The sequence below is a fragment of the Bradyrhizobium sp. 1200_D9_N1_1 genome (assembly GCF_052075915.1).
GTDB lineage: Bacteria > Pseudomonadota > Alphaproteobacteria > Rhizobiales > Xanthobacteraceae > Bradyrhizobium > Bradyrhizobium diazoefficiens.
The window spans coordinates 6164061-6185708 of record NZ_CP197226.1 but is presented as its reverse complement, the minus strand read 5'-3'; the positions used below and the strand labels follow the sequence as shown (position 1 = coordinate 6185708).

Below are 21648 nucleotides of genomic sequence, written 5' to 3'. Positions count from 1 at the left end.
AGACGACCATGACCGAGACCAGGGATCAGACGCTCGCGGGGCGCGTCGCACTTGTCACCGGCGCCGGAAACGGCATCGGCCGTGCGACTGCGCTTCGGCTCGCCGGACGCGGTGCGATCGTCGGTGTCAACGACCTGAAGCCGGAATTCGTCGATGGCACGGTGGACGCGATCAAGGCGGCCGGCGGCAAGGCCGTAGCCGTCACGCAGGACGTGTCGAGCCGCGACGGCATGCGGCAGGCGGTGCTTGGATTGGCGGAGCAGCAGGGGCGTTTCGACATCCTCGTCAACAACGCGGCCTGGGTCCGCTATCAGTCGGTCGCGGACATCGCGCCGGAGACTGTCGAACGCATGCTCAACATCGGTTTCAAGGCGGTGATGTGGGGTATCCAGGCCGCCGCCGAGGTCATGGATGCGGAACGCGGCGGCGCGATCGTCAACGTCGCTTCGGTGGCCGGCCTGATCTCGGCGAAGAACAGCATCGTCTACAGCGGCATCAAGGCGGGCGTCATGGGCATCACGCGCGCTGCCGCAGCCGAGCTCGGTGCGCGCAACATCCGCGTCAACGCCGTGGCGCCCTCGGCGATTCCGACCGAAGGAACGATGCGCAATCGTAACGCCGAACTCGATGCACGCCGCGTCGCGAGAACGCCGCTGGGGCGGCTCGGCACGGTCGACGATATCGCCAAGGCCATCTGCTTCCTCGCCGGTGACGAGAGCGGCTTCATCTCGGCGCAGGTGCTCACCGTCGACGGCGGCATCACCCTGACGAACATTGCCTGACGGGACCATTGCGATGTCCAATCTGACGCCGGAACAGCAGGTACTGAAAAATGCCTACGTCAAGGCGCGGGGCTATTGGCGGCCCTGGACGGAGGGGCTGCTGCGGCTCGATCCGGCGTTTCTCGACGCCTACGGAAAATATGCGGGTTATGCCGTAGAGAACGGACCGCTGTCGCCCAAGATGCGCGAGCTGATCTACGTCGCGCTCGACGGATCGGCGACGCACCTGTTCCGATCCGGCCTCGCGCTGCATCTTCGCCTTGCACTTCAGGAGGGGGCGTCGGCGCGGGAGATCATCGACGTGTTTCGCCTCGCGACGGTTCAGGGGCTCGACGGCTGCAATCTCGGCATCGGCATCCTAGCCGAGGAATTGGCGAGCGCGGGGCTTCAGGTCGATCATCCCGAACTGACGCATGAGCAGACGGCGCTGCGGGATGCCTATGTGGCGCAATTCGGGGATTGGCCCGATTTCTGCGAGCAATGGCTGCGGAGCGATCCCGGCTATTTCGCCGTCTTGCTGGATCTCCTCGCGGGCGGGCAGACCGGGGATGGTCTCGACCATTGCTCGCAATGTCTGATCTCGCTCGCATTGAACGCCTGCTTCACGGCACTCAATCCGCATGGACTGCGGGTGCAGATCAGGCGGGCTTTGCGGCTCGGCATCGGCCAGCGGGAGATCCTTCAGGTTCTCCAGATGACTGCACATCTTGGCGTCCATGCCTGCGCGATCGGCGTACCGGTTCTGATGGAAGCCCTCGACGAGCGTTCCTCGAAGGCCGGTGCCGGCGAGGAGAGCAAGGGACCGGGTGAGGGAGGAGGACGGAAGTGAAGGGATTGGCGATCCGCAATCACAGGGCGTTCGCGTCCGGCGCTCTGTTCCTCGCATTTGCAGTCCTCTTCTTCGTGGCGGCGCTGAACTATCCCGCGGGGACAGCCGCGCGAATGGGGCCGGGTTATTTTCCGCGCCTGCTCGCAATCGTGCTCGCGGCCATCGGTCTGGTCGTGATCCTCAGTGCGATGAAGCCGACCGCGGACGGGCAGGCGCTGCGCAACTGGGATCTCAAGGGGCTCGCCTGGATCACCGGATCCGTGATCCTGTTCGGCGCCTTGCTGTTTCCGCTCGGTCTGGTCGGTGCCTTGTTCGTTCTGATCATGGTGTCGAGCCGGGCCAGCCCCGAGTTCACCTGGATGGGCGCGCTGGCGAACGCTGCGGTGCTCATCGCGCTGTGTCTGGCCGTATTCGTCTACGGTCTCGGGCTGCAACTGCCCGTCTGGCCGTCTCTCCTCAACTGAACGAGCCGATCGATGGATCTCTTCCACAATCTGGCGATTGGCTTTGCGACGGCAGCCCAGCCCGCCAACCTGCTCTATGCCTTCCTCGGCTGCCTGCTCGGCACCTTGATCGGCGTGCTTCCCGGCCTCGGCCCGCTCGCGACCATCGCTATGCTGCTGCCGATCACCTATGCGCTGCAACCGGACGCCGCGCTGATCATGCTCGCCGGGATCTATTACGGCGCGCAGTATGGCGGCTCGACCACGGCGATCGTGGTCAATCTGCCTGGGGAGTCTTCGTCGGTCGTGACCACGATTGACGGCTACCAGATGGCGAAGCAGGGGCGCGCCGGCGTGGCGCTCGCGACCGCTGCCATCGGCTCGTTCTTCGCCGGATGCGTGGCAACGCTGGTCTTGGCGGCCCTTGCGGGCCCGCTGACCGCGACCGCCTTGCTGTTCGGCCCGAAGGAATTCTTCGCGCTCATGATCCTGGGGCTGATCCTCGCCTCGGTGCTGTCGAGCGGGCCGTTCATCGAGGGCATCGGCATGGTCGTGCTCGGCAGGCTCCTGAGCCTCGTCGGCACCGACCTGAACAGCGGCAGCCAGCGTTTTGCCTTCGGCGTTCCCCAGCTCTTCGACGGTCTCGATTTCGTGCCGCTGGCGATGGGCATCTTCGGCTTCGCCGAGATCGTCAAGAATCTCGAGCAGGACGACAAGCTGTCGCTGGTCACCCAGAAGATCACCAATCTGTTTCCGACGCGCGACGACTTCCGTCGGATGGTGCCGGCGATGCTGCGCGGCACGGCGCTGGGGACGCTGCTGGGAGTCCTGCCCGGCGGCGGCGCCGTGCTCTCGTCCTTCGCATCCTATACGCTGGAGAAGAAGCTGTCGCGACATCCCGAGCAGTTCGGCAAGGGCGCCATCGAGGGCGTTGCAGGCCCGGAGTCCGCGAACAACGCCGGCGCCCAGACCTCGTTCATTCCGCTGCTGACGCTCGGGGTTCCCTCCAATGTCGTGATGGCCCTGATGGTGGGCGCCATGAACATTCACAACATCCACCCGGGTCCGGAGGTGATGACGAAGAATCCGACCCTGTTTTGGGGCCTGATCGTCTCGATGTGGGTCGGCAATCTGATGCTGCTGATCCTCAATCTTCCGCTCGTCGGGCTTTGGGTGAAGCTGCTCACCATTCCCTACCGCTATCTGTTTCCCGCGATCATGGTGTTCTGCTCGATCGGCGTCTATTCCATCAACAGCGGAACGTTCGAGGTCTACGAGGCGGCCGTGTTCTGCGTGTTCGGTTACGTCCTGATCAAGCTGCAACTTCCGGCGGCGCCGCTGCTGTTGGGCCTGGTTCTGGGTCCGGCCATCGAGGAGAATTTCCGCCGCGCCATGGTGCTCTCGCGCGGCGACGCCACCGTGCTGCTGACTTCGCCGCTCTCGGCGAGCCTGCTGGCCGCGGCCGCCATCGCGATCCTCCTGATCATGTTGCCGACGATCCGGGCGCGGCGAGAGGAAGCGCTCCAGGATTGATACACCGCGATTCCCATGCAGGCAGGTTCGCCCTGATCATGCCCGACGTCAGCCGATCAGATCGCCGTATCCGCTCGGGTACTTGATCCAGATCAAGATCGCAACGCTAAAGCGCCGACTACGCTGCCTTTGGACTAGATCTGGACACGGCCTTGAAGACACTTCGCCAGCTTCTCACCGGAGAGGACGTGATCCAGCTCGTGATCAGGCTCGGATTGCTCGCTCTGTTGATCTTCTGGACTTTGTATCTGATCCGCCCGTTCGTTACGATTCTGGTCTGGGCCCTCGTGCTCGCAGTTGCGTTCAATCCGATCTTCCTCGTGCTCGCCAAAATCCTGGGAGGCAGGGCGAAACTCGCGGCGGGGCTTCTCACCGCGATTAATCTCGCCATTGTCATCGGGCCGGCGGCTTGGCTAGGTCTCGGTGCGGTGGACGGGATCAGGGACTTCGCCGGTGAGCTGGCCGCGGGCGATCTGGTCATCCCTTCACCGCCCGCAGCGATCAAGACCTGGCCGCTGATCGGAACGCCGCTCTACGAGTTCTGGGATCAAGCCTCGACCAATCTCCGTTCGGTCGTGCAACGGATTGCGCCGTATCTGAAGCCGTTCGCGGGTACGCTCCTTGGCATCGCGGGCGATGCCGGTGTGGGCACCATCAAGTTCCTGCTGTCGGTCGTCGTCGCCGGCTGCCTGTTTCCCTATGGACCGCAGCTCGTGGCGGCGGGCAGGAGCTTCCTGTCGCGGATCGTGCCCGAGCAGAGCGAGCACTTCCTGGATCTCGCGGGCGCGACCATCCGTGCGGTAGCCCAAGGTGTGATCGGCATCGCCGTCGTTCAGGCGCTGCTGGCCGGTATCGGCTTCAAGTTGGCGGGCATTCCGATCGCCGGCTTGCTTGCGCTCCTGGTGCTGTTGCTCTCCATCGTGCAGATCGGCGGAGCCATCATCATGCTCCCCGTGATGATCTGGATCTGGACCGACAAGGATGTCACTGTCGCAGTGCTGCTGACATTGTTCCTCGGAATCGTCAGCATTCTCGACAACATACTGAAACCGTTGGTGATGGGACGCGGCCTGACGACGCCGGCGCTCGTCATCCTGATCGGCGTGATCGGCGGAACGCTGGGCCACGGAATAGTCGGCCTTTTCATCGGACCTATTGTCCTGTCGGTGGCTTGGGAGCTCACCGTGGCCTGGATCAGGACCGATCGCGCCAGCGCGGCGTCGCAGGCGACCATCGACCGTTGACCTAAATCAATGTCGGACGCCTCGGAGCGCCTTGGATGACGTCGCGCGACGACGAGGTCGGAACATGTCAATGGAAAATCCCAACCTGCCGGGCGGCCCCTTGTCCGGACTTGTGGCTTCGGCCGTGGAATACATGGTCGACGCGAGCCAGCGGAGTGTGCTGTTCCTGGACATCATGCGCCAGCGCGGCGATCAATACCGGGAGCACGTTGCACAGACGGCGCCGCATGTCCTGCAATACGCTGCGGAACTGATTATGGACGGCCGCAAGCTGGACGAGCCGGTCAACTACGCGCTGGTCCGTATCATCCCGCCCAAGGACGTGGAGATTGATCTCAAGCGACGGCCGTTTGTCGTGATCGATCCGCGCGCGGGCCATGGCCCGGGCATCGGCGGCTTCAAGGCCGATAGCGAGATCGGCGTCGCGATGAAGGCCGGGCATCCCTGTTACTTCATCGGCTTCCTGCCGGAGCCGATGCCCGGTCAGACCATCGAACGCATCGCGCGCGCCGAAGCCATTTTCATCGAAAAGGTCATCAGCCGTCATCCGGACGCGGACGGAAAGCCTTGCGTGATCGGCAATTGTCAGGCCGGCTGGGCCGTCATGATCCTGGCGTCACTGCGGCCGGAACTGTTCGGGCCGCTGATCATCGCGGGGGCGCCGCTTGCCTATTGGGCGGGCGTGCACGGCAAGTATCCGATGCGTTATTCCGGCGGCCTTTTGGGTGGAAGCTGGCTCACCGCGCTGACCAGCGATCTCGGCGCCGGAAAGTTCGACGGTGCCTGGCTGGTGCAGAACTTCGAGAACCAGAATCCATCGAACACCCTGTGGACCAAGCAGTACAACGTCTATTCCAAGGTCGATACCGAGGCGAACCGCTATCTCGAGTTCGAGCGATGGTGGGGCGGGCATGTCAACCTGAATGCCGAGGAAATCCAGTTCATCGTCGACGAGCTCTTCATCGGCAATAATCTCGCCGCCGGCAAGATCGAGATGTCCGACGGCCGCAGGGTGGATTTGCGCAATATTCAGTCGCCGATCGTGGTGTTCTGCTCGGAGGGCGACAACGTCACGCCGCCGCAACAGGCGCTGGACTGGATTCTGGATTGCTATGCGGACGTCGATGAGATCAGGGCCTATGGGCAGACGATCGTCTATACCGTCCACAAGAGCATTGGGCATCTCGGTATCTTCGTGTCCGGCGGCGTCGCCAAGAAAGAGCACGCTGAGTTCTCGAGTAACATCGACCTGATCGACGTGCTGCCGCCGGGGCTCTATGAGGCGACATTCGAGGCCAAGGGCGAGGAGACAACGAGTTCCGATCTCGTGGTCGGCCAGTGGGTGATGCGCTGCGAGGCGCGGACGCTCGGCGACATCCGCGCCATGGGTGGCAATTCGCCCGAGGACGAGCGGCGCTTCGCTGCCGCCAAACGCGTCTCGGAGCTTAACCTTGCCGCCTACCAGAAGTTCGTGCAGCCCTGGATCAAGACGCTGGTCACGCCGCAGATGGCAGAGACGATGCGCAACCTGCATCCCCTGCGGCTGCAGTACGAGGCGCTGAGCAGCCAAAATCCGTGGATGACGGCGGTGAAGTCGGCCGCGGAGGACATCGAGGACAATCGCAAGCCGGTCGCCCAAGACAATCCGTTCCTTGCGTTTCAGGAGCAGATGTCCAAGCAGATCGTTCACGCACTCGACAGCTGGCGTGACGCACAGGAGGCATTGAGCGAAGCGATCTTTCTCAACCTCTATGGCTCGCCGGCGGTGCAGACTGCGCTCGGGATCGATCCGAAGTCCGAGCCGTCGCGCCGTCGCGAAATGTCAGCCGAGCATCGCGCCATGCTGGAGAAGCGGGTCGCGCAGCTGAAATCCGGGATCGGCGAGGGCGGCCTGCGCGAGGCGGCCATTCGCAGTCTGCTTTACATCGGGTCGGCGCGGGGAATGGTTGATGAGCGTAGCATTGAGGCGCTGCGCCGGATCCGTCGCGACTACAGTGGACAGCGAATGACGCTTCCGGAGTTCAAGATGCTGGTCCGCGAGCAGTTCTTCATGCTGCTGATCGATCGGGAAGGTGCCTTGGCAGCCATTCAGAAGCTGTTGCCCGAGGATGTCAACCAGCGGCGTGCGGCCTTCGCGGCGATACGCGAGGTGCTCTCCGCAAGCGGCGAGATCGCGGGGGAACGCGCAAGTCGCCTGCGGCGCGTCGCCACGTTGTTCGGCGTCGATACAGGTGAAGGGGAATCGAACGTCGCCCCTTTCGATCCAAAGGCGAAGGCATCGTAAGTCTGTCTGGAGGGATTGGGAGCGAGATCATGTCAACCGAAGGAAGGCAAACGCAGTCTCCTAGCAAGTATGACCGGTTGATTGCGGCAGCAAAGGCGGTGCCGCCGGTTCCGACTGTCGTGGTGCATCCTTGCGATGAAACCTCGCTGCGCGGCGCCGTTGAGAGTGCTGAGGCCGGCATCATCCGGCCGATTCTGGTCGGGCCCGCGAGCAAGATCGGCGATCTCGCGCGCAGGTGTGGCCTCGACATCTCCGGCTTCGAGATCGTCAACGCCGCACATAGCGAAGAGGCAGCCGCCAAAGGTGTCGAGCTGATCCACGCAGCCAAGGGCGAAATGCTCATGAAGGGCAGTCTTCACACCGACGAGTTGATGCGCGCGGTGACCGCAAAAGTCGGCGGCCTGCGCACCGAACGCCGTATCAGCCATGTGTTCGTGATGGACGTGCCCGCCTATGCCGAAACCCTGCTTGTGACGGATGCCGCGATCAACATCTTTCCCGATCTCGACGCCAAGCGCGACATCATCCAGAACGCCATCGATCTCTACAACGAGGCCGGATTCGGCAAGACGCCGCGGGTGGCAATCCTTTCGGCGGTGGAGACCGTGACGTCCAAGATTCCCTCGACGATCGAGGCGGCCGCGCTCTGCAAGATGGCTGATCGCGGGCAGATCACCGGCGGCGTGCTCGACGGCCCGCTCGCGTTCGACAATGCCATTGATCCCGAAGCCGCGCGCATCAAGGGCATCAAGTCCGAGGTCGCCGGCCGGGCTCAGATCCTCGTCGTTCCCGACCTCGAATCGGGCAATATGCTGGCGAAAAATCTGGCCTACTTTGCCAAGGCCGACGGCGCCGGCATCGTGCTCGGCGCCCGGGTGCCCGTCGTGCTGACGTCACGGGCGGACTCGCCGCGGGCGCGCATGGCATCCTGCGCGGTGGCGTCGCTCTATGCCAATGCCCGGCGTCAACACGCCCCGACAGTTGCTGCGTGACCATCATGGATACGATCCTCGTCGTCAACGCGGGCTCCTCGAGCGTCAAGTTCCAGGTCTTTTCGGTCGAGGGAGAGGGCAGGCTGCGGCGGCAGCTCAAGGGCCAGATGGACGGCATCGGCAGCCGCCCACGGTTGAGGGCGAGCGGCGCGAATGGCGATCCGCTCGCCGACCGCGCCTACCCGATCGAGACGGTCCCCGATGTTCCGGCCGCGATGGGCGTCGCCGGGGAATGGTTGCGGGACGAGCTTCGTATTCACCCCATCGCCGTCGGACATCGTGTCGTGCATGGCGGTCCCGAGTATGACCGGCCGGTGCTGATCGACCACGGCGTCGTCGCCCGCCTGGAACGGTTCGTCAGCCTCGCACCGCTGCATCAACCGCACAACCTGTCGCCGATCCGGTCGATCCTCGCGGGCTTCCCGACCTTGCCGCAGGTCGCCTGCTTCGACACCGCCTTTCACCGCACGCATAGTGCAGTTGCAGATCACTATGCGATCCCGCATCAGCTTCACGCCGAGGGCGTGCGGCGCTACGGTTTTCACGGGCTGTCCTACGAATACATCGCGAAGACCCTGCCGCAGACCGCGCCCGGCGTTGCGAAGGGCAGGGTGATCGTCGCCCATCTCGGTAGCGGCGCCTCGATGTGCGCGCTGAAGGGAGGACAGAGCGTCGAAAGTACCATGGGCTTCACGGCGCTGGACGGGCTTCCGATGGGAACGCGCCCCGGCCAGATCGATCCCGGGGTCGTGCTCTATCTGATCTCGGAAAGGGGAATGTCGGCATCGAACGTGCAGAACTTCCTCTATCGCGACTGTGGACTGAAGGGACTGTCCGGCGTCAGCAACGATATGCGGGAGCTCGAGGCCAGCCAGGATGCCAAGGCGAAACTGGCGATCGACTATTTCGTATATCGGATCGGCCTCAACGCCGGCATGCTTGCGGCTGCGTTGCAGGGCCTGGATGCCTTCGTCTTCACCGCCGGCATCGGCGAGAATTCCGCGAGCATACGCGCCCGAGTGGGCGAGCAGCTCGGTTGGTTCGGTGTCAAGCTGGATCCGACCGAGAATTCCCGCAACGCGCGGCTGATATCGCGTCCCGACAGTCTCATTCCCGTCTATGTCGTGCCGACCGACGAGGAACTGATGATCGCACAGCACACGCTGGCGCTGCTGGTCAACACGCCATCGACCAACCCCAGACAAGAGAGGGTGTCATGATTCCCGTGTTCCCGGATACCAAGGTTGCCCTGAAGGGGAAAAAAGGCCTCATCGTCGGTGTCGCCAACGACCAGTCCATCGCCTGGGGATGCGCCAGGGCGTTTCGTGGGCTCGGGGCTGAACTCGCCGTCACCTATCTGAACGACCGCGCCAAAAAGCACGTCGAACCGCTCGCGCAGGCGCTGGAGGCACCGATCTTCATGCCGCTCGACGTCATGGTGGAGGGGCAGACCGAGGCCGTGTTCGAGCGGATCGGGAAGGAATGGGGCCAGCTCGATTTCCTGCTGCACTCGATCGCTTTCTCGCCGAAGGAGGCGCTGCACGGCCGCGTGGTGGATGTCGGCCGCGACGGATTCCTGAAGACGATGGATGTCTCCTGCTGGTCGTTCCTGCGCATGGCGCATCTCGCCGAGCCGCTGATGAAGAACGGCGGCACGATGTTCACCATGACGTACTATGGCAGCCAGATGGTTGTGGAGAACTACAACATCATGGGCGTGGCCAAGGCGGCGCTTGAAGCAGCCGTTCGCTATGCCGCCGCCGAATTGGGGCCGAAGGGCATCCGCGTGCACGCGATCTCGCCGGGACCGCTCGCCACCCGCGCGGCGTCGGGCATCCCGGAGTTCGACGAGCTGATGGACAAGGCTCAATCGAAGGCGCCGGCGCGCAGCCTCGTTAGCATCGACGATGTCGGCAATGCCACGGCGTTTCTGGCACTCGACGGCGCCAAGCTGATCACCGGTGGCGTGCTCTATATCGACGGTGGATATCACATCATCGACTGAACGAAAACGACGGGCGCCTCGTGCGCCGCTCAGCGATAGTGCAGTGCGATCAGCTCGGCGACGCAGGCCGGCTTCTTGCCGCCTTCGATCTCGATCACGAGATGGTAGTTCACGCGCAGGCCGTCGGGTGGAACGTCCTCGGCCTCGGCGACGGTGACACGGCCGCGCAGCTTCGAGCCCGCTGGCACCGGTGCCAGATATCTTATCCGGTCTGCGCCGTAATTCAGGGTGTTGCGTAGGCCCTTGAGGCCCATCACCGATCGAATGAAGAGCGGTGCAAGTGCAAGCGACAACAGGCCGTGGGCGATGGTGGTGCCGCCGGGCGATTCCTTCCTGGCGCGCTCCTGATCGACATGGATCCACTGCTGGTCGCAGGTCGCCTCGGCAAACTGGTTGATGCGATCCTGCGTCACCTCGACCCAGTCGCTGACGCCGATCTCGGTGCCGACGGCAGATTTGATTTCGCTGAAGTCGCTGAATATCCGCATGTCGGTCACCTGCTCAGATCTTCATTTCCGGGATCTTGTCGTGTACGACAAGTTCGGCGTCCGTCACCGCCATGACCTCGCCGACACTGATGCCGGGCGCGGTCTCCAGCAGGGTGGCCCTGCCGTCAGGGAACGCGATCACGGCCATGTCGGTCACGACCAGGTGCACCGGTCGCGCCGATGTCAGGGGCAGAGAGCATTTGGCGACGATCTTGGACTTGCCCTTCGCCGCGTGCTGCATGGCGACGATGACCCGCCTGGCGCCGCTGACGAGATCCATGGCCCCGCCCATGCCCGGCACCATCTTGCCGGGGATCATCCAGTTGGCGAGATGGCCCAGCGCATCGACTTGCAGGCCGCCGAGGACGCTGACGTCGACATGGCCGCCGCGGATAAACCCGAACGACATCGCGCTGTCGAATGTGCTGGCACCTGGCAGCGCACTGATCGGGCGCCCGCCCGCGTCCGTCAGCAGGGGGTCGCTCAACCCCTGCTCGGGGATTGGTCCGGTGCCGATCAAACCGTTTTCCGACTGAAAGAACACCTTGAGATCAGGCGAAACGTAGTTGGCGACCAGCGTTGGGATGCCGATCCCCAGATTCACGAGGTCGCCGGAATGAAGCTCCTGCGCGACGCGCCTCGCGATGATCTCCTGTGCGTCCATGTTTCACCCGTTCGGGTTCGTAATGAGGTAGTCGACGAGCGGCGCCGGTGTCAGCACGTGGTCGGGTGCGATGACGCCGACGGGCACGATGTGCTCCGCTGTCACGATCACGGTGTCGGCCGCCATCGCCATGACCGGATTGAAGTTGCGTGCCGTGAGCGCGTAGGAGAGGTTGCCGAGATAGTCGGCGAGAAAGGCGTGGACCAGGGCGAACTGCGCCCGCAGCGCGGTCTCGAGCAGGAATGGCCTGCCGTCGATCTCGATCTGGCGCTTGCCTTCGGCGACGAGGGTGCCCACGCCTGTCGGTGTGAGCACACCGCCGAGGCCGCACCCGCCTGCGCGAATGCGCTCGGCGAAGGTGCCCTGCGGAATGAGATCGACGGCGATCTGATTGGCCAGCATCTGCTGCTGCGCCTTCGGATTGAGGCCGATATGGGTCGCAATGAGGCGCGAGACGAGAGCCGCGTCGAACAGCTTGCCGACACCTTTTCCGGGCGTCGCCGCGTCGTTGCTGATGACCGAGAGACCGGTCTTGTGTTGTCGCACAACCTCGTCGAGCAGGCGCTCCGGCGTTCCGACGCCCATGAAGCCGCCGACCATGATGCTCGCACCGGACGGGATCATCGCGACGGCTTCTTCGACGGAAACGGCCCTCATGATGGGAACTCCAGTCAGCAAAGGCGATCAAAGGAAGGCGACGGTGAGACGATGTTGGCGAGCGGTCGGCACGCTCCTTTGATCTGCGTCAAGGCTTCTCATCGTTCCCACGCCGGGTGGTGATGCCTATGCTCTCAAGGGCTTCTGCCCATAGTCTTCGGACTTCCGCGTGGCGCCGCTCAAGCGCCGCGTTGACGGCGTCGCGAAACGGCACAAGGCTCTCGCCCTTCAGGAAGAGAAAATTTGCGCCTGCAGCAGCCGGCCGCTCCCGAATTCGATGCGGCGCAATGCCGACACGAAGGCATCGTTCGCATTGGCGCCTGGCGGCAGCAGGGAGGCCGGGCGGATTCCGGCGTGAACGGCGTGGGCCAGCGTCGCAAGATCGATCGGCAGGGCCAAAGGTAGATTGGTTATCCCCGGAAACCGCAAAGGTGTTTTGAAGCTCCGCCAACGAATTCCATTGAGTTAGATCAAGCCTCCCCCGGTCGAGCTCCCTAGCCATGGCCGAGGCGATGCCGGATTGTCGGCTCGTGGTCGTCCCAAACATCGGACATTCGATGAACCTGGAAGTGCCGGCCCTCTACGCCGGCTATTTCGGCGCCTGGTTCGGGGGGCTTGCGGCATAACCACAGGGAGTAACGTCATGGCAGAGATCAACCCATCCGCCGAGAACATCCGCGGGATGCTCACCGAAGCGCTCGTGCGGTTGCGAAAGGCCAATGCGGAGTATTTTGAGCTGCTGGAGAGGGGACTCAGTTCCTCGCCGCTACCGATCGCGGACCAGGCCAAGCAGTTTTGCAGTTTCATGCAGCGCAACGCCAGCGCGACGTTCGACTTTGGCGACAAGCTCGTTCAAGCCAAGGACGTTCAGGACGCGCTCAAGCTTCAGTCCGAATTCTTTCAGGGGCAGATGCAGGCCTTGACCGATCAGGCCAGGAGCATGGGCGAGTCGGCCATGAAGGCGGCGACGGGCGCGTTCACGCCCAAAAACTGAATGGACTGAACCCAGGCGTGAGGCGATGAACAGCCGTCCGCCTTGCCCATGCGAGCACAATGGCGCTTCAATTCATCGTCGGCGCGATCGTCAGCGTCATCAACATCATGATCCACGCCCTGGTGACGGTGGGAGCCATCGGTATCGCCCGCACAGCCGGGCTGCGGCATGATGCGTGGCCGCGGCTGCATCTGATGGCCGTCATGGTCGCAACAGCGTCGGCGCTGATGGTGGCGCATACGATGGAGGTTCTGGTCTGGGCGCTGGCCTATGCCTTGGTCGGTGCCGCGCCTGCCGGCAGCGACCTGATCTATTTCGCCTTCGTCAACTACACCACGCTGGGCTACGGCGACATCACGCCCATACAGGCGTGGCGGCTGACGGGTCCGATGACCGCGATGAACGGCATCTTGATGTTCGGCTGGTCGACCGCAGTCCTGTTCGAGGTCTTGCGCAAGACGCTCGACGATCTCGGAGTGACGAGGCTGCCGGACGGCAGGTGATCTGATGCTGACGAATGGCAGTTCCATGGATCGACTGCAACATTGGCGCTAGCCAGTGTGGTGTGCAGCTTTTACCGCTTGCCGACAAGGCCACTCTGCGGCAGCCAAGACGCAGGCAAGTGCCCGCTCTCAGGCGCTCAGTGTTGCAGGTCGAGACTGGCGAGCTGCTGCCGGTTGAGCAGCACGATCTGGCGCTGGGTATTGCCGATGAAGCCGAGGACGCCGAGATCATGAAGGTGCGATATCGCCCGCGAGACGGTCTCCAGCGTCAAGCCGAGGTAATCGGCAATATCGCGCCGGGACATCGGAAGTGCCATGACATTGACCCCGGAGAGCCGCTTGTCCATTTCGAGCAGGAAAGCGGCGACGCGCTCCAAGGACGTCTTCCGGCCGAGCAGGAGCATGTGGTCCTCTGCGTGTTGCAGGTTGCTGGTCGTCATGTTGAGCAAGTTGCGCGCGACCATCGCGTCGCTCTCCGCCACCAGCTCCAGGCTTTGCCGCTTGATCAGCCGGACGGTGGTATCCACGATCGCCTCGGCGGTGAACCGATGCTCGCTGCCGTTCTCAAGTCCGAAAATGTCTCCGGCGAGGTGGAAGGCGCCGATCTGCCGGCGACCGTCCGACAGGAGTTTATAGCTTCGCACTGCACCAGACTTGACCTGGTAGACGTAATCTGCAGGTTCCTTCTCGCCGTAGATCTCAGTGCCCTTTTTATATGTAAATTCGTTTAAACTGACGATTGGATTTGAATCGCTCGTCATGCCGAGGTCTTTGAGCGAATTGGGGCGGGGAGACGCGTCTGTCGTGATGCGAACAAACATAGGCCCAACTCCTCAACTGATCGCTGAATTGGTCTGCCAGGCTGATATTTCGCCAGGAGAGGTGCCGCCGATGTCGCACTCCGGCTCGGGTCGGTTTACGACTAACGCCGTATTCTTCACCATTGTCTCATGGTTCATTGTACCAAGGGACAGGTCGGTGGGATGGATGCGCGGAATGAGAAGAGCGGGCTCCTGCGTCGGATCAAGCTTCGCGCCACAAACTCCGGCCTGCGAAACCTTCGGCACTAACGGGATGGCTAGAGCTCAAGCCCATCCAGGTGTTAGGTAAGCGGTTAAAGCAGATTGCAGGAAGCAGAGAGGGTCCATTGCCCGGCCTTGTTCACGTGGTCGACGACGATGCCTCGTTTCGAACAGCGATCGAGCGTCGGCTTAAACTTGCGGGCTACGACGTCGCGACCTATGCATCCTCGCAGGACCTGCTCGATCATCTGCCCCGCGATGAGCTGCCGAGCTGCATCCTCCTCGATGTGCAGATGCCGGGCCTGAGCGGACCGGATCTACAGAAACGTCTTAGTGAGCTTGGATCGACCGTCCCGATCGTGTTTCTCACCGGACACGCCGATACCGCGACGACTGTGCGGGCGATCAAGGCCGGCGCCGAGGATTTCTTGACCAAGCCGGTATCGTCGGGGCAACTGATTGAAGCGATCGAGCGGGCCTTGTCACAACAGGAGACCGCGCGCGGGCTGCGCAGCCGGCTCGATTCGCGTCGCGCTCATGTCGCGTCGCTGACGCCACGCGAGCGGCAGGTGTTTGACCTCATTGTGCGTGGGAAGATCAACAAGCAGATCGCGTATGAATTGGGAACGACCGAACGCACGGTCAAAGCACATCGACACCAGGTGATGGAGAAGATGCAGGTGAGCTCGCTCGCGGAACTGGTTTCAACGGCGCAGCTGCTTGGTATGCTGGATCCCGAGAGCGGCTCACACGGCTAGGCGATAACCAATTCGCAGGTTCCCCTGTGACTTGCACCAAAGGTCAATGGAAATCTCCCTGAGAGGGGTATTTCAACAAGCCGACGTGTTGGCTCCCCGGGAGACGAAGAACCGCGAGGCGCTTGACGCGTTCACGCAAGTCCATCGTGTTCTGCCAAGCTTTCCCTGTATGGAGTTGAGCCACTTGCAGCGCCGCAAGTCCATTTTCGTTGTCGATGATGACCCTTCCATGCGCAGGAGCATGAAGCGGCTGCTGCAGGAGCACGGCTTCGAGGCAAAGCTGTTCGAATCCGCCGAGGCGCTGGTAAATCATGACAACTTTCAGCAGGCATTCTGTATCATTCTGGATATCAATCTGGATGGAGAATCTGGAATTGATTTGCGACGCTGGCTTGCGGAACAGCAGGTCCAGGTTCCGATTGTCTTTGTCACCGGCAACGACACTCACGAAAGCCGCGCGGCGGCAATTGCATCGGGATGCATCGCCTATTTGACCAAGCCCTTTGCCGCGGCCTCGCTCATCGAGAGTGTGGAGAGAGCCTGGGGCAGCTAGGCTGGACAAGTCAGCTGCGCGCTATTCGTCGATCTGCTGGTCGAACGTTTGGGCCGGCGGCCCCTTGTGAGCAGATGCGAACTGAGCAAGTGGCAGGGAGGCGGTAACCGACAGCATGTTGGGGTCGACAACCTCCAGCGCGAGCGTCTTGCCCGTTTCCATCTCCCTTATCAGGCCGGGTTTTGCCACATCGGCGGCTATGCAGGCGTTGTTCAGGCACCATGTGTACGGTACGGCATAGGTGTTGCCTTTGTCGACCGTGAGCTTGACGGGCACCTGGACAAACATGCCGACCGGCACGAACATCTGGAGCCGTGCCGTGCGGTCGCCCTCACGTTCGATCAAGTCCAACCGAACCGCCGTCTGCCCCGTGTCGAACGTGCCGGTGATCGAGGTCCGGCACACGGTCTTGGCGCCGCCCGGCTTGAAGCATAGTTTTCGCCAGTCGCCGTATTTGATATCATTCGCCATGCGCTGCCCCCGCGGTGAAATCTCGGCGGAGGCCGGCATGGTGGTGGTGGCGACGAGCAGCAGAAGCGCGAACTGCGCGGTCGCGTGATTGCGTGTCATCCGGATGGATTGACGATGTGAGCGTGCCATTGTGTCGCCTCCGGAAATCGAGCGCGTCGTCTATTTGATCTCGTCGAGAAATCTGCTTACGAGTGGCGACCAGATCGGAATGGCATCCGGCGAGCCGACGAAGAAATGCCCCTCATCGCCGAACGGCGGAACCAGATGGTATTGCGCCTTGCCCCCGGCCGAGGTGAAGGCCTCATGCATCCGCTTCGACAACGCGGGGCCGAAGAACGTGTCATTTTCGATATAGATCCACAGCATCGGCACCCGGGAGGTGCGACCGAAATCCATCGTCGCCTCGACCAGTTTATCCGGGGCGCAATTATTGTTCGGCTTGCCGCCGACACGCCCACCGCGGCCAGCGGCAAAGGTGATGATCGCTCCGATCTGCGGCGGGTTCATGCTGGAAAGCGCGATGGATGCCCAGCCGCCCGCAGACTGACCGACAACGACGACATCCTTCGGTGTGATGCGTTTTTCGGCAGCCAGGAAATCGATGATCCAGAGGTCGACCTGTGCCACCGCGAGGCCGGCGTCATGGAAATTGGGATTGGAGCACTTGCCGACCTTGGAAAAGAACGGTCCATAGAGTCCGCGTTCGGGAATATCGTTGGCTGAGGCGCCGTAACCGGTGCCGACGGGAGCGACCACGAAGTAGCCGCGCCTTGCGAACCATTTCGCCGCGTCGCGGAACTCGACGAGTGGAAAGAAGCTGCGCTGTTTAGGGTCGAGCGATACGCCGTGGTTCATGATTGCGAGCGGGAACGGGCCATCGCCGACGGGTCGAACGACATAGGCGAACATCGGCAACGGTAACGGCAATGCCCACACTTCCTCCTGGATGCGGCGCGACGCGGCCTCATTGTCTGCCCATGACGGTGCAATCAAGGAGGACGCAAGCAGCTGCACGACCACCAGTAGCGGCTGGATCCATGTCCGTGGCTGCATTTCGTCCTCCCTCAGCCAACAAAGGTGCAGGCTACGATAATCGGCCCGAGCACGGTCAGAACCACATTGCCGACGGCGTAAGGCACGGCAACGCCGAGCACCGGCGTCTGGCTCTCGGCGATCTCGCAAGCCCCGGTCACGGCTGCATCGACCGTCATGGCGCCGGCGAGGGCTCCACAGGTGATGACCGGGTTCATGCGCAGGACGTGATAGGCAAACAGCGTCGCGACGACCAGCGGCACCAGTGTGACCACGAGGCCCATGCCGACCAGCAACAGGCCGTGCGCCTGGATCGCGACCCAGGCGGCGTGACCGTTGGCCAGGCCGATCGCCGCGATGAATCCACCGAGGCCGAGATCGCTCAGCGTCTGCTGCGCGGCTGGCGGCATTGCGCCCATCGTCGGCCGGCGCGAGCGCAGCCAGCCACAGAGGAGACCCGCGATCAGTGCGCCGCCACCGCCGCCGAGCGTCAGCGCGATGCCGCCGACCTTGAAGCTGACGAGCCCGGCCAGCAGCCCGGCGGCAATACCCGCCGCAAGGAAGGCAATGTCAGTACGGTCGCCGGAGCGCACGATCTGCCCGACCTGCTTCGCCGCGCGCTCGATGTTGCGGGTGCTGCCGACCAGCGTCATGACGTCACCGACATAGACACGCGTGTCCGCGCTCAGCGGGGCTTCGCGCCCATGCCGCGTCAGGGCGCGCAAAAACACACCGCGTGCATCGCCGCCGATGCGATCGGCCACATCCCGGATGGATCGGCCGTGGAGGTTGCGGTTGTCCACCAGCACGTCAAGCACATTGCCGGGGATCGCCTTCAGGATCTCGTCGGCATCGATCTCGGTGCCGATGATCGGCTTGGCGGCGACAATGGCGGCAGTTCGACCGGCGATGACGATGTCGTCGCCCGCCTCGAGCACGGTGTCCAGACGCGGTTCGATATCGGCGCCCTGGCGCACGATCCGTTCGATCACCGTGCGGCTGCCGATGTCCTCCTCGATCGCCTTGACGGTTCGGCCGGCCGCAGCCGTGACGCGATAGGCGCGAGCCTGGAACTTGCGATAGGATAGGTTCTCGGTCTTCGGCGGCGCGCCACCTGAAAGCTCGACCTCCAGCTTTTTCGCCTCGTCCTTGAGATTGACCCCCATCAGTTTCGGCGCCGCGAAGGGGACGTAGAGCAGTGTCAGAATGTAGCCGAGCACATAGGTGACGGCATATCCCGCTGCGATATTCGCTTCCTGTTGCTCCAGCACGGTCTTCGGCAATCCGAGCTGCGCCAGCGCGCCCGAGGCCGTGCCGATCACGGAAGACTGCGTCAGCGCGCCAGCCGCAAGCCCGGATGCCGTGCCGGGATCGAGCTTGAGGGCGAACGCAAAGGCCAGCACGATCACGAGACCAGTCCCGCCGAGCACGAGCGCCATGGCAACTTGGGCCAGGGTGCGGACACTCAACGAGGCGAAAAACTCCGGTCCGGATTTGTAACCGATCGTGAATACGAAGAGACTGAACAGCACGATCCTCAGCAGCGCGGGGAACGTAAAGGTGCCGAGTTGTCCGATCAGGACGGACACGATCAGGATGCAGGCCGTGGTGCCGATCGCGAAGCCGTGGATCTTGAGGCGTCCAAGCATGGTGCCGATGGCAACCGCAAGCAGCAGGAAGATCTCCGGAGCGGTGGAAATGATCCACCTGACAGTATCCATGATCGCAAATTCCCGGGCGCAACGATTGACGTCGAATTCGCGCCCGGGAACCGGGCGACTGCTTGATTTAGATCAATCCCAAGCTATCCTCGCTGCGGCGTCTTTTGGCCGATGCAGGTTCTGCGACATCCGAAGTCCGCGCCATGAGCACTCTGGATCTAGCTGCGGGCGCATCGTTGCGGCGCGATGAGACGCTTGAGGTCGCGCTGCTGCTCGCCTTCGCCGGCGGCTATCTCGACGCCTACACATGGATGATCCACGGCGTCATGGCGAATGCCCAGACCGCCAATCTGGTCCTGCTCTGGGTCTATGGTTCGGTGGGCAATTGGGCCGCGGCGCTCCATTTCGTGCCGCCGATCCTGTCATTTGCGATCGGTGTCTTGGTTGCGGCATGGCTGCGCCACGCGACGGGAGATCGGGCCAGCGTCATCAGCACGCTGATCGAGATACTGCTTCTGATCGCAATCGAAATCCTGCACAACCGGCTGCCCGATCTTGCGGGCACGCTGGGCATTTCCTTTGTCGCGGCGATGCCGACCGCAATTTTCACCAAGGTCGAAGGCGTGGTCTACAGTTCGGTGATGATCACCGGTAACATGCGCCAGGCGATTGAGGGTGCGTTTGCGGCGGTCGTCGGCGGAGGTCCGCCGGGACCGCTTCGCCGCTCGGGCATGTTTGCAGCGCTGTGCGTCATGTTCGGCGTGGGAGCGGCGGTCGGGGCCTTCGCGACAAAGTCCTTTCCGAACCTGGCGCTCGGCATGCCCGTGATCGCCTTGCTGATCGTGTTGCTGCGCTGCGAGGTGGATCGCAGCGAGGCCCGTGCATGAGCGCCCCGTCTGGGCTGCAGGGGAGCTGGTTGCGGTACTTTCCGCCGTCGAGCTGGCTTGCGACCTATCGCAGGTCGTGGTTGCCATCGGATGCTGTCGCCGGCGTCACGCTTGCCGCTTACGCAATTCCGGTATCGCTGGCCTACGCCGCGCTGGCCGGGCTGCCGCCGCAGGTCGGGATCTACGGCTACATGCTCGGCGGCTTCGGTTACGCCTTGTTGGGCTCGTCGCGCCAGCTTGCGGTCGGCCCGACTTCGGCAATCTCGCTGATGATCGTGGGCACGGTAGGGCCGCTCGCCGCGGGCGATCCGGTGCGTTATGGGCAAATTGCAAGTCTTGCTGCCTTCGCGGTCGCGGTGTTGTGCCTCATCGCCTGGCTGTGCAAGCTCAGCGTCCTCGTCCGTCTGGTCAGCGACAGCATTCTCGTCGGCTTCAAGGCTGGCGCCGGGCTCACCATCATCATGAGCCAGCTGCCGAGCCTGTTCGGTGTTGCCGGTGGCGGCCATGACTTCTTCGAACGCGGCATTGAGCTCGCCGGGCAGCTCGGTGACGTGAATCCGCTGGTGCTCGCCGTCGGTCTGGTGGCATTCCTGCTTCTGCTGACCGGCGAGCGGCTGCTCCCCGGTAGGCCGGTCGGGATCGCGGTTGTGGCGCTGGCGATCGCGGTGGCAACCGCGCTCGGTCTGCCGGCTCTCGGCGTGCCCGTGACGGGAAGAATCCCCCAGGGCCTGCCGGTGCCTGGCTTGCCCACGTTCGGCCTGCTGGAGTTCGACGATCTCTTTCCGCTTGCCGCCGGATGTGTGCTGCTCGCCTACATAGAGGGTGTTTCGGCGGCTCGGAGCTTCGCCGCCAAGCATGGTGACAGCCTTGACGTCAGGCAGGAGTTCTTGGGCCTCGGTGCGGCCAATCTCGCTACGGCCTTAGGTCATGGCTATCCTGTGGCTGGCGGGTTGTCGCAATCCGCCGTCAATGACAGCGCGGGTGCCCGCACACCGTTGGCGCTGGTCATTTGCTCTGGGACGCTGGCGCTGTGTCTCTTGTTCTTCACAGGGCTACTGACCAATCTGCCCAAGGCGGTGCTGGCCGCCATCGTCTTTGCCGCCGTGTACCGGCTCGTCGACATCCGTACGTTGGCGCGGATGTGGCGCGTCAGCCGCATCGATTTCTACGCGGCGGTGATCGCATTGGTATCCGTCCTGCTGCTCGGCATCCTGCAAGGTGTCCTGCTGGCGTCGATCGCCTCCATCTTCCTGCTGCTGGCGCGCGCGTCACAGCCGAATGTGGCATTTCTCGGCAGGCTCCCGGGCAGCGGCCGGTATTCCGACAGCGCCAGGCACGAGGACGTGGAGCCGCTGGTTGGAATCATCGCGTTCCGCCCCGAAGCCTCGCTGCTCTATATTAATGCCGAGATGATCCTGGAGGTCGTTCTGAATGCGCTCCAGAGGTCGTCGGATGTCAGGCTCGTTGCCTGCGACCTCTCGGCGTCGCCCTACATCGATCTGGCCGGCGCGCATATGCTCCGGAATCTCCACGACGAACTTGCGTCACGCCATGTCGCGTTCTGCATCGCCGGCGCGCATGCGCAATTGCGCGATTTGCTGCGCGCCGAGGGGCTCGCCGAGAGGACCGACAGCGGGCAATGGTTGCGTTCGCTCGACAACGTGCTCGGCGACAACCAGGCCAGATAGCGCCCGGGACATTTGCCGATCTCCGGCGCGACTTTCGTTCAGTCGCGCGTCCGTGTTGCATCGCGAAGCGTGCACGCTGCTCGCAGGCCGACTGATTTCATGCGCGACCGTTGACTTGGATCAATGGAGCTCTCCCGCGCGATACCCACGATCCGCCA

Annotated in this window: 23 protein-coding genes and 1 pseudogene; 16 read left to right on the top strand and 8 right to left on the bottom strand. The window is 63.1% G+C overall.

Going from position 1 to position 21648, the window contains the following annotated elements; genetic code table 11:
* The first annotated feature begins 8 nt into the window (after positions 1–8).
* From AB5K84_RS29845 to fabI, 9 genes are all read left to right on the top strand, one after another.
* Positions 9–782: an SDR family NAD(P)-dependent oxidoreductase gene (locus tag AB5K84_RS29845; RefSeq protein WP_011086235.1), complete on the top strand. Its 774-nt coding sequence runs from the start codon at positions 9–11 to the stop codon at positions 780–782.
* Between the two features lie 13 nt (positions 783–795).
* Positions 796–1611, top strand: coding sequence for a carboxymuconolactone decarboxylase family protein (locus AB5K84_RS29840; RefSeq protein WP_011086236.1), 816 nt, complete (start codon positions 796–798; stop codon positions 1609–1611).
* Entirely contained in the window at positions 1608–2075 is a 468-nt protein-coding gene (locus tag AB5K84_RS29835; protein WP_011086237.1) for a tripartite tricarboxylate transporter TctB family protein, read from the top strand. Before AB5K84_RS29840 ends, AB5K84_RS29835 begins: the two co-directional genes overlap by 4 nt.
* Before the next feature lie 12 nt (positions 2076–2087).
* Entirely contained in the window at positions 2088–3587 is a 1500-nt protein-coding gene (locus tag AB5K84_RS29830; RefSeq protein ID WP_011086238.1) for a tripartite tricarboxylate transporter permease, read from the top strand.
* Positions 3588–3739: 152 nt separating this feature from the next.
* A complete protein-coding gene (locus AB5K84_RS29825) occupies positions 3740–4831 on the top strand; it encodes an AI-2E family transporter (RefSeq protein WP_028171974.1) in 1092 nt (363 codons plus the stop codon).
* A 64-nt stretch (positions 4832–4895) separates the two neighbouring features.
* Positions 4896–7115 carry a TerB family tellurite resistance protein gene (locus tag AB5K84_RS29820; RefSeq protein ID WP_011086240.1) on the top strand — a complete coding sequence of 740 codons (2220 nt, stop codon included), beginning with the start codon at positions 4896–4898 and terminating at the stop codon, positions 7113–7115.
* 29 nt (positions 7116–7144) lie between these two features.
* On the top strand, positions 7145–8107 hold the full coding sequence (locus AB5K84_RS29815; protein ID WP_011086241.1) for a phosphate acetyltransferase: 963 nt from the start codon (positions 7145–7147) through the stop codon (positions 8105–8107).
* A 5-nt stretch (positions 8108–8112) separates the two neighbouring features.
* Complete coding sequence (locus AB5K84_RS29810; protein ID WP_011086242.1) at positions 8113–9327, top strand: acetate/propionate family kinase; 1215 nt, start codon at positions 8113–8115, stop codon at positions 9325–9327.
* Positions 9324–10112 carry an enoyl-ACP reductase FabI gene (fabI, locus tag AB5K84_RS29805; protein WP_011086243.1) on the top strand — a complete coding sequence of 263 codons (789 nt, stop codon included), beginning with the start codon at positions 9324–9326 and terminating at the stop codon, positions 10110–10112. The genes AB5K84_RS29810 and fabI overlap by 4 nt, the downstream gene beginning before the upstream one ends.
* Before the next feature lie 29 nt (positions 10113–10141).
* Here fabI and AB5K84_RS29800 read toward each other — a convergent pair whose 3' ends face one another.
* The 4 genes from AB5K84_RS29800 to AB5K84_RS29785 all read right to left on the bottom strand — a co-directional run bounded on the left by AB5K84_RS29800 (position 10142) and on the right by AB5K84_RS29785 (position 12320).
* On the bottom strand, positions 10142–10600 hold the full coding sequence (locus AB5K84_RS29800; RefSeq protein ID WP_011086244.1) for a MaoC family dehydratase: 459 nt from the start codon (positions 10598–10600) through the stop codon (positions 10142–10144).
* Between the two features lie 13 nt (positions 10601–10613).
* Positions 10614–11264, bottom strand: a complete 651-nt coding sequence (locus AB5K84_RS29795) for a CoA transferase subunit B (protein WP_011086245.1) — start codon at positions 11262–11264, stop codon at positions 10614–10616.
* 3 nt (positions 11265–11267) lie between these two features.
* Complete coding sequence (locus AB5K84_RS29790; protein WP_011086246.1) at positions 11268–11921, bottom strand: CoA transferase subunit A; 654 nt, start codon at positions 11919–11921, stop codon at positions 11268–11270.
* Positions 11922–12149: 228 nt separating this feature from the next.
* Positions 12150–12320, bottom strand: a complete 171-nt coding sequence (locus tag AB5K84_RS29785) for a hypothetical protein (protein ID WP_236842214.1) — start codon at positions 12318–12320, stop codon at positions 12150–12152.
* A gap of 101 nt (positions 12321–12421) precedes the next feature.
* On the opposite strand from AB5K84_RS29785, the pseudogene AB5K84_RS29780 reads away from it, so the two are divergent.
* From AB5K84_RS29780 to AB5K84_RS29770, 3 genes and pseudogenes are all read left to right on the top strand, one after another.
* Positions 12422–12547: pseudogene (locus AB5K84_RS29780) on the top strand (alpha/beta fold hydrolase); the annotation flags it as partial.
* A 17-nt stretch (positions 12548–12564) separates the two neighbouring features.
* On the top strand, positions 12565–12915 hold the full coding sequence (locus AB5K84_RS29775) for a phasin (RefSeq protein ID WP_011086248.1): 351 nt from the start codon (positions 12565–12567) through the stop codon (positions 12913–12915).
* Positions 12916–12974: 59 nt separating this feature from the next.
* Positions 12975–13418, top strand: coding sequence for a potassium channel family protein (locus AB5K84_RS29770; protein ID WP_011086249.1), 444 nt, complete (start codon positions 12975–12977; stop codon positions 13416–13418).
* 137 nt (positions 13419–13555) lie between these two features.
* On the opposite strand, the gene AB5K84_RS29765 is transcribed toward AB5K84_RS29770, so the two are convergent.
* Entirely contained in the window at positions 13556–14239 is a 684-nt protein-coding gene (locus AB5K84_RS29765) for a helix-turn-helix domain-containing protein (RefSeq protein WP_011086250.1), read from the bottom strand.
* 326 nt (positions 14240–14565) lie between these two features.
* On the opposite strand from AB5K84_RS29765, the gene AB5K84_RS29760 reads away from it, so the two are divergent.
* Entirely contained in the window at positions 14566–15198 is a 633-nt protein-coding gene (locus AB5K84_RS29760; protein WP_162185827.1) for a response regulator transcription factor, read from the top strand.
* Between the two features lie 46 nt (positions 15199–15244).
* Positions 15245–15751 (top strand): response regulator transcription factor, encoded by a 507-nt coding sequence (locus AB5K84_RS29755; protein WP_011086252.1) that lies wholly within the window; start codon positions 15245–15247, stop codon positions 15749–15751.
* A 21-nt stretch (positions 15752–15772) separates the two neighbouring features.
* Here AB5K84_RS29755 and AB5K84_RS29750 read toward each other — a convergent pair whose 3' ends face one another.
* The 3 genes from AB5K84_RS29750 to AB5K84_RS29740 are packed head-to-tail and all read right to left on the bottom strand — an operon-like array spanning position 15773 to position 18975.
* Positions 15773–16351 carry an invasion associated locus B family protein gene (locus AB5K84_RS29750; RefSeq protein WP_028171962.1) on the bottom strand — a complete coding sequence of 193 codons (579 nt, stop codon included), beginning with the start codon at positions 16349–16351 and terminating at the stop codon, positions 15773–15775.
* Between the two features lie 30 nt (positions 16352–16381).
* Positions 16382–17275, bottom strand: a complete 894-nt coding sequence (locus AB5K84_RS29745) for an alpha/beta hydrolase family protein (protein WP_011086254.1) — start codon at positions 17273–17275, stop codon at positions 16382–16384.
* Between the two features lie 11 nt (positions 17276–17286).
* Positions 17287–18975: an aspartate:alanine exchanger family transporter gene (locus AB5K84_RS29740; RefSeq protein ID WP_011086255.1), complete on the bottom strand. Its 1689-nt coding sequence runs from the start codon at positions 18973–18975 to the stop codon at positions 17287–17289.
* 143 nt (positions 18976–19118) lie between these two features.
* On the opposite strand from AB5K84_RS29740, the gene AB5K84_RS29735 reads away from it, so the two are divergent.
* On the top strand, positions 19119–19802 hold the full coding sequence (locus AB5K84_RS29735) for a YoaK family protein (RefSeq protein ID WP_011086256.1): 684 nt from the start codon (positions 19119–19121) through the stop codon (positions 19800–19802).
* Positions 19799–21490 (top strand): SulP family inorganic anion transporter, encoded by a 1692-nt coding sequence (locus tag AB5K84_RS29730; RefSeq protein WP_011086257.1) that lies wholly within the window; start codon positions 19799–19801, stop codon positions 21488–21490. The genes AB5K84_RS29735 and AB5K84_RS29730 overlap by 4 nt, the downstream gene beginning before the upstream one ends.
* Positions 21491–21648 lie beyond the last annotated feature (158 nt).

What these genes read in the sequence shown, in the direction of transcription:
- AB5K84_RS29845 (WP_011086235.1), top strand. Translation starts at nt 9, where the DNA reads ATGACCGAGACCAGGGATCAGACGCTCGCGGGGCGCGTCGCACTTGTC.
- AB5K84_RS29840 (WP_011086236.1), top strand. Translation starts at nt 796, where the DNA reads ATGTCCAATCTGACGCCGGAACAGCAGGTACTGAAAAATGCCTACGTC.
- AB5K84_RS29830 (WP_011086238.1), top strand. Translation starts at nt 2,088, where the DNA reads ATGGATCTCTTCCACAATCTGGCGATTGGCTTTGCGACGGCAGCCCAG.
- AB5K84_RS29820 (WP_011086240.1), top strand. Translation starts at nt 4,896, where the DNA reads ATGTCAATGGAAAATCCCAACCTGCCGGGCGGCCCCTTGTCCGGACTT.
- AB5K84_RS29815 (WP_011086241.1), top strand. Translation starts at nt 7,145, where the DNA reads ATGTCAACCGAAGGAAGGCAAACGCAGTCTCCTAGCAAGTATGACCGG.
- AB5K84_RS29810 (WP_011086242.1), top strand. Translation starts at nt 8,113, where the DNA reads ATGGATACGATCCTCGTCGTCAACGCGGGCTCCTCGAGCGTCAAGTTC.
- fabI (WP_011086243.1), top strand. Translation starts at nt 9,324, where the DNA reads ATGATTCCCGTGTTCCCGGATACCAAGGTTGCCCTGAAGGGGAAAAAA.
- AB5K84_RS29800 (WP_011086244.1), bottom strand. Translation starts at nt 10,600, where the DNA reads ATGCGGATATTCAGCGACTTCAGCGAAATCAAATCTGCCGTCGGCACC.
- AB5K84_RS29795 (WP_011086245.1), bottom strand. Translation starts at nt 11,264, where the DNA reads ATGGACGCACAGGAGATCATCGCGAGGCGCGTCGCGCAGGAGCTTCAT.
- AB5K84_RS29790 (WP_011086246.1), bottom strand. Translation starts at nt 11,921, where the DNA reads ATGAGGGCCGTTTCCGTCGAAGAAGCCGTCGCGATGATCCCGTCCGGT.
- AB5K84_RS29775 (WP_011086248.1), top strand. Translation starts at nt 12,565, where the DNA reads ATGGCAGAGATCAACCCATCCGCCGAGAACATCCGCGGGATGCTCACC.
- AB5K84_RS29770 (WP_011086249.1), top strand. Translation starts at nt 12,975, where the DNA reads ATGGCGCTTCAATTCATCGTCGGCGCGATCGTCAGCGTCATCAACATC.
- AB5K84_RS29765 (WP_011086250.1), bottom strand. Translation starts at nt 14,239, where the DNA reads ATGTTTGTTCGCATCACGACAGACGCGTCTCCCCGCCCCAATTCGCTC.
- AB5K84_RS29755 (WP_011086252.1), top strand. Translation starts at nt 15,245, where the DNA reads ATGGAAATCTCCCTGAGAGGGGTATTTCAACAAGCCGACGTGTTGGCT.
- AB5K84_RS29750 (WP_028171962.1), bottom strand. Translation starts at nt 16,351, where the DNA reads ATGGCACGCTCACATCGTCAATCCATCCGGATGACACGCAATCACGCG.
- AB5K84_RS29745 (WP_011086254.1), bottom strand. Translation starts at nt 17,275, where the DNA reads ATGCAGCCACGGACATGGATCCAGCCGCTACTGGTGGTCGTGCAGCTG.
- AB5K84_RS29740 (WP_011086255.1), bottom strand. Translation starts at nt 18,975, where the DNA reads ATGGATACTGTCAGGTGGATCATTTCCACCGCTCCGGAGATCTTCCTG.
- AB5K84_RS29735 (WP_011086256.1), top strand. Translation starts at nt 19,119, where the DNA reads ATGAGCACTCTGGATCTAGCTGCGGGCGCATCGTTGCGGCGCGATGAG.
- AB5K84_RS29730 (WP_011086257.1), top strand. Translation starts at nt 19,799, where the DNA reads ATGAGCGCCCCGTCTGGGCTGCAGGGGAGCTGGTTGCGGTACTTTCCG.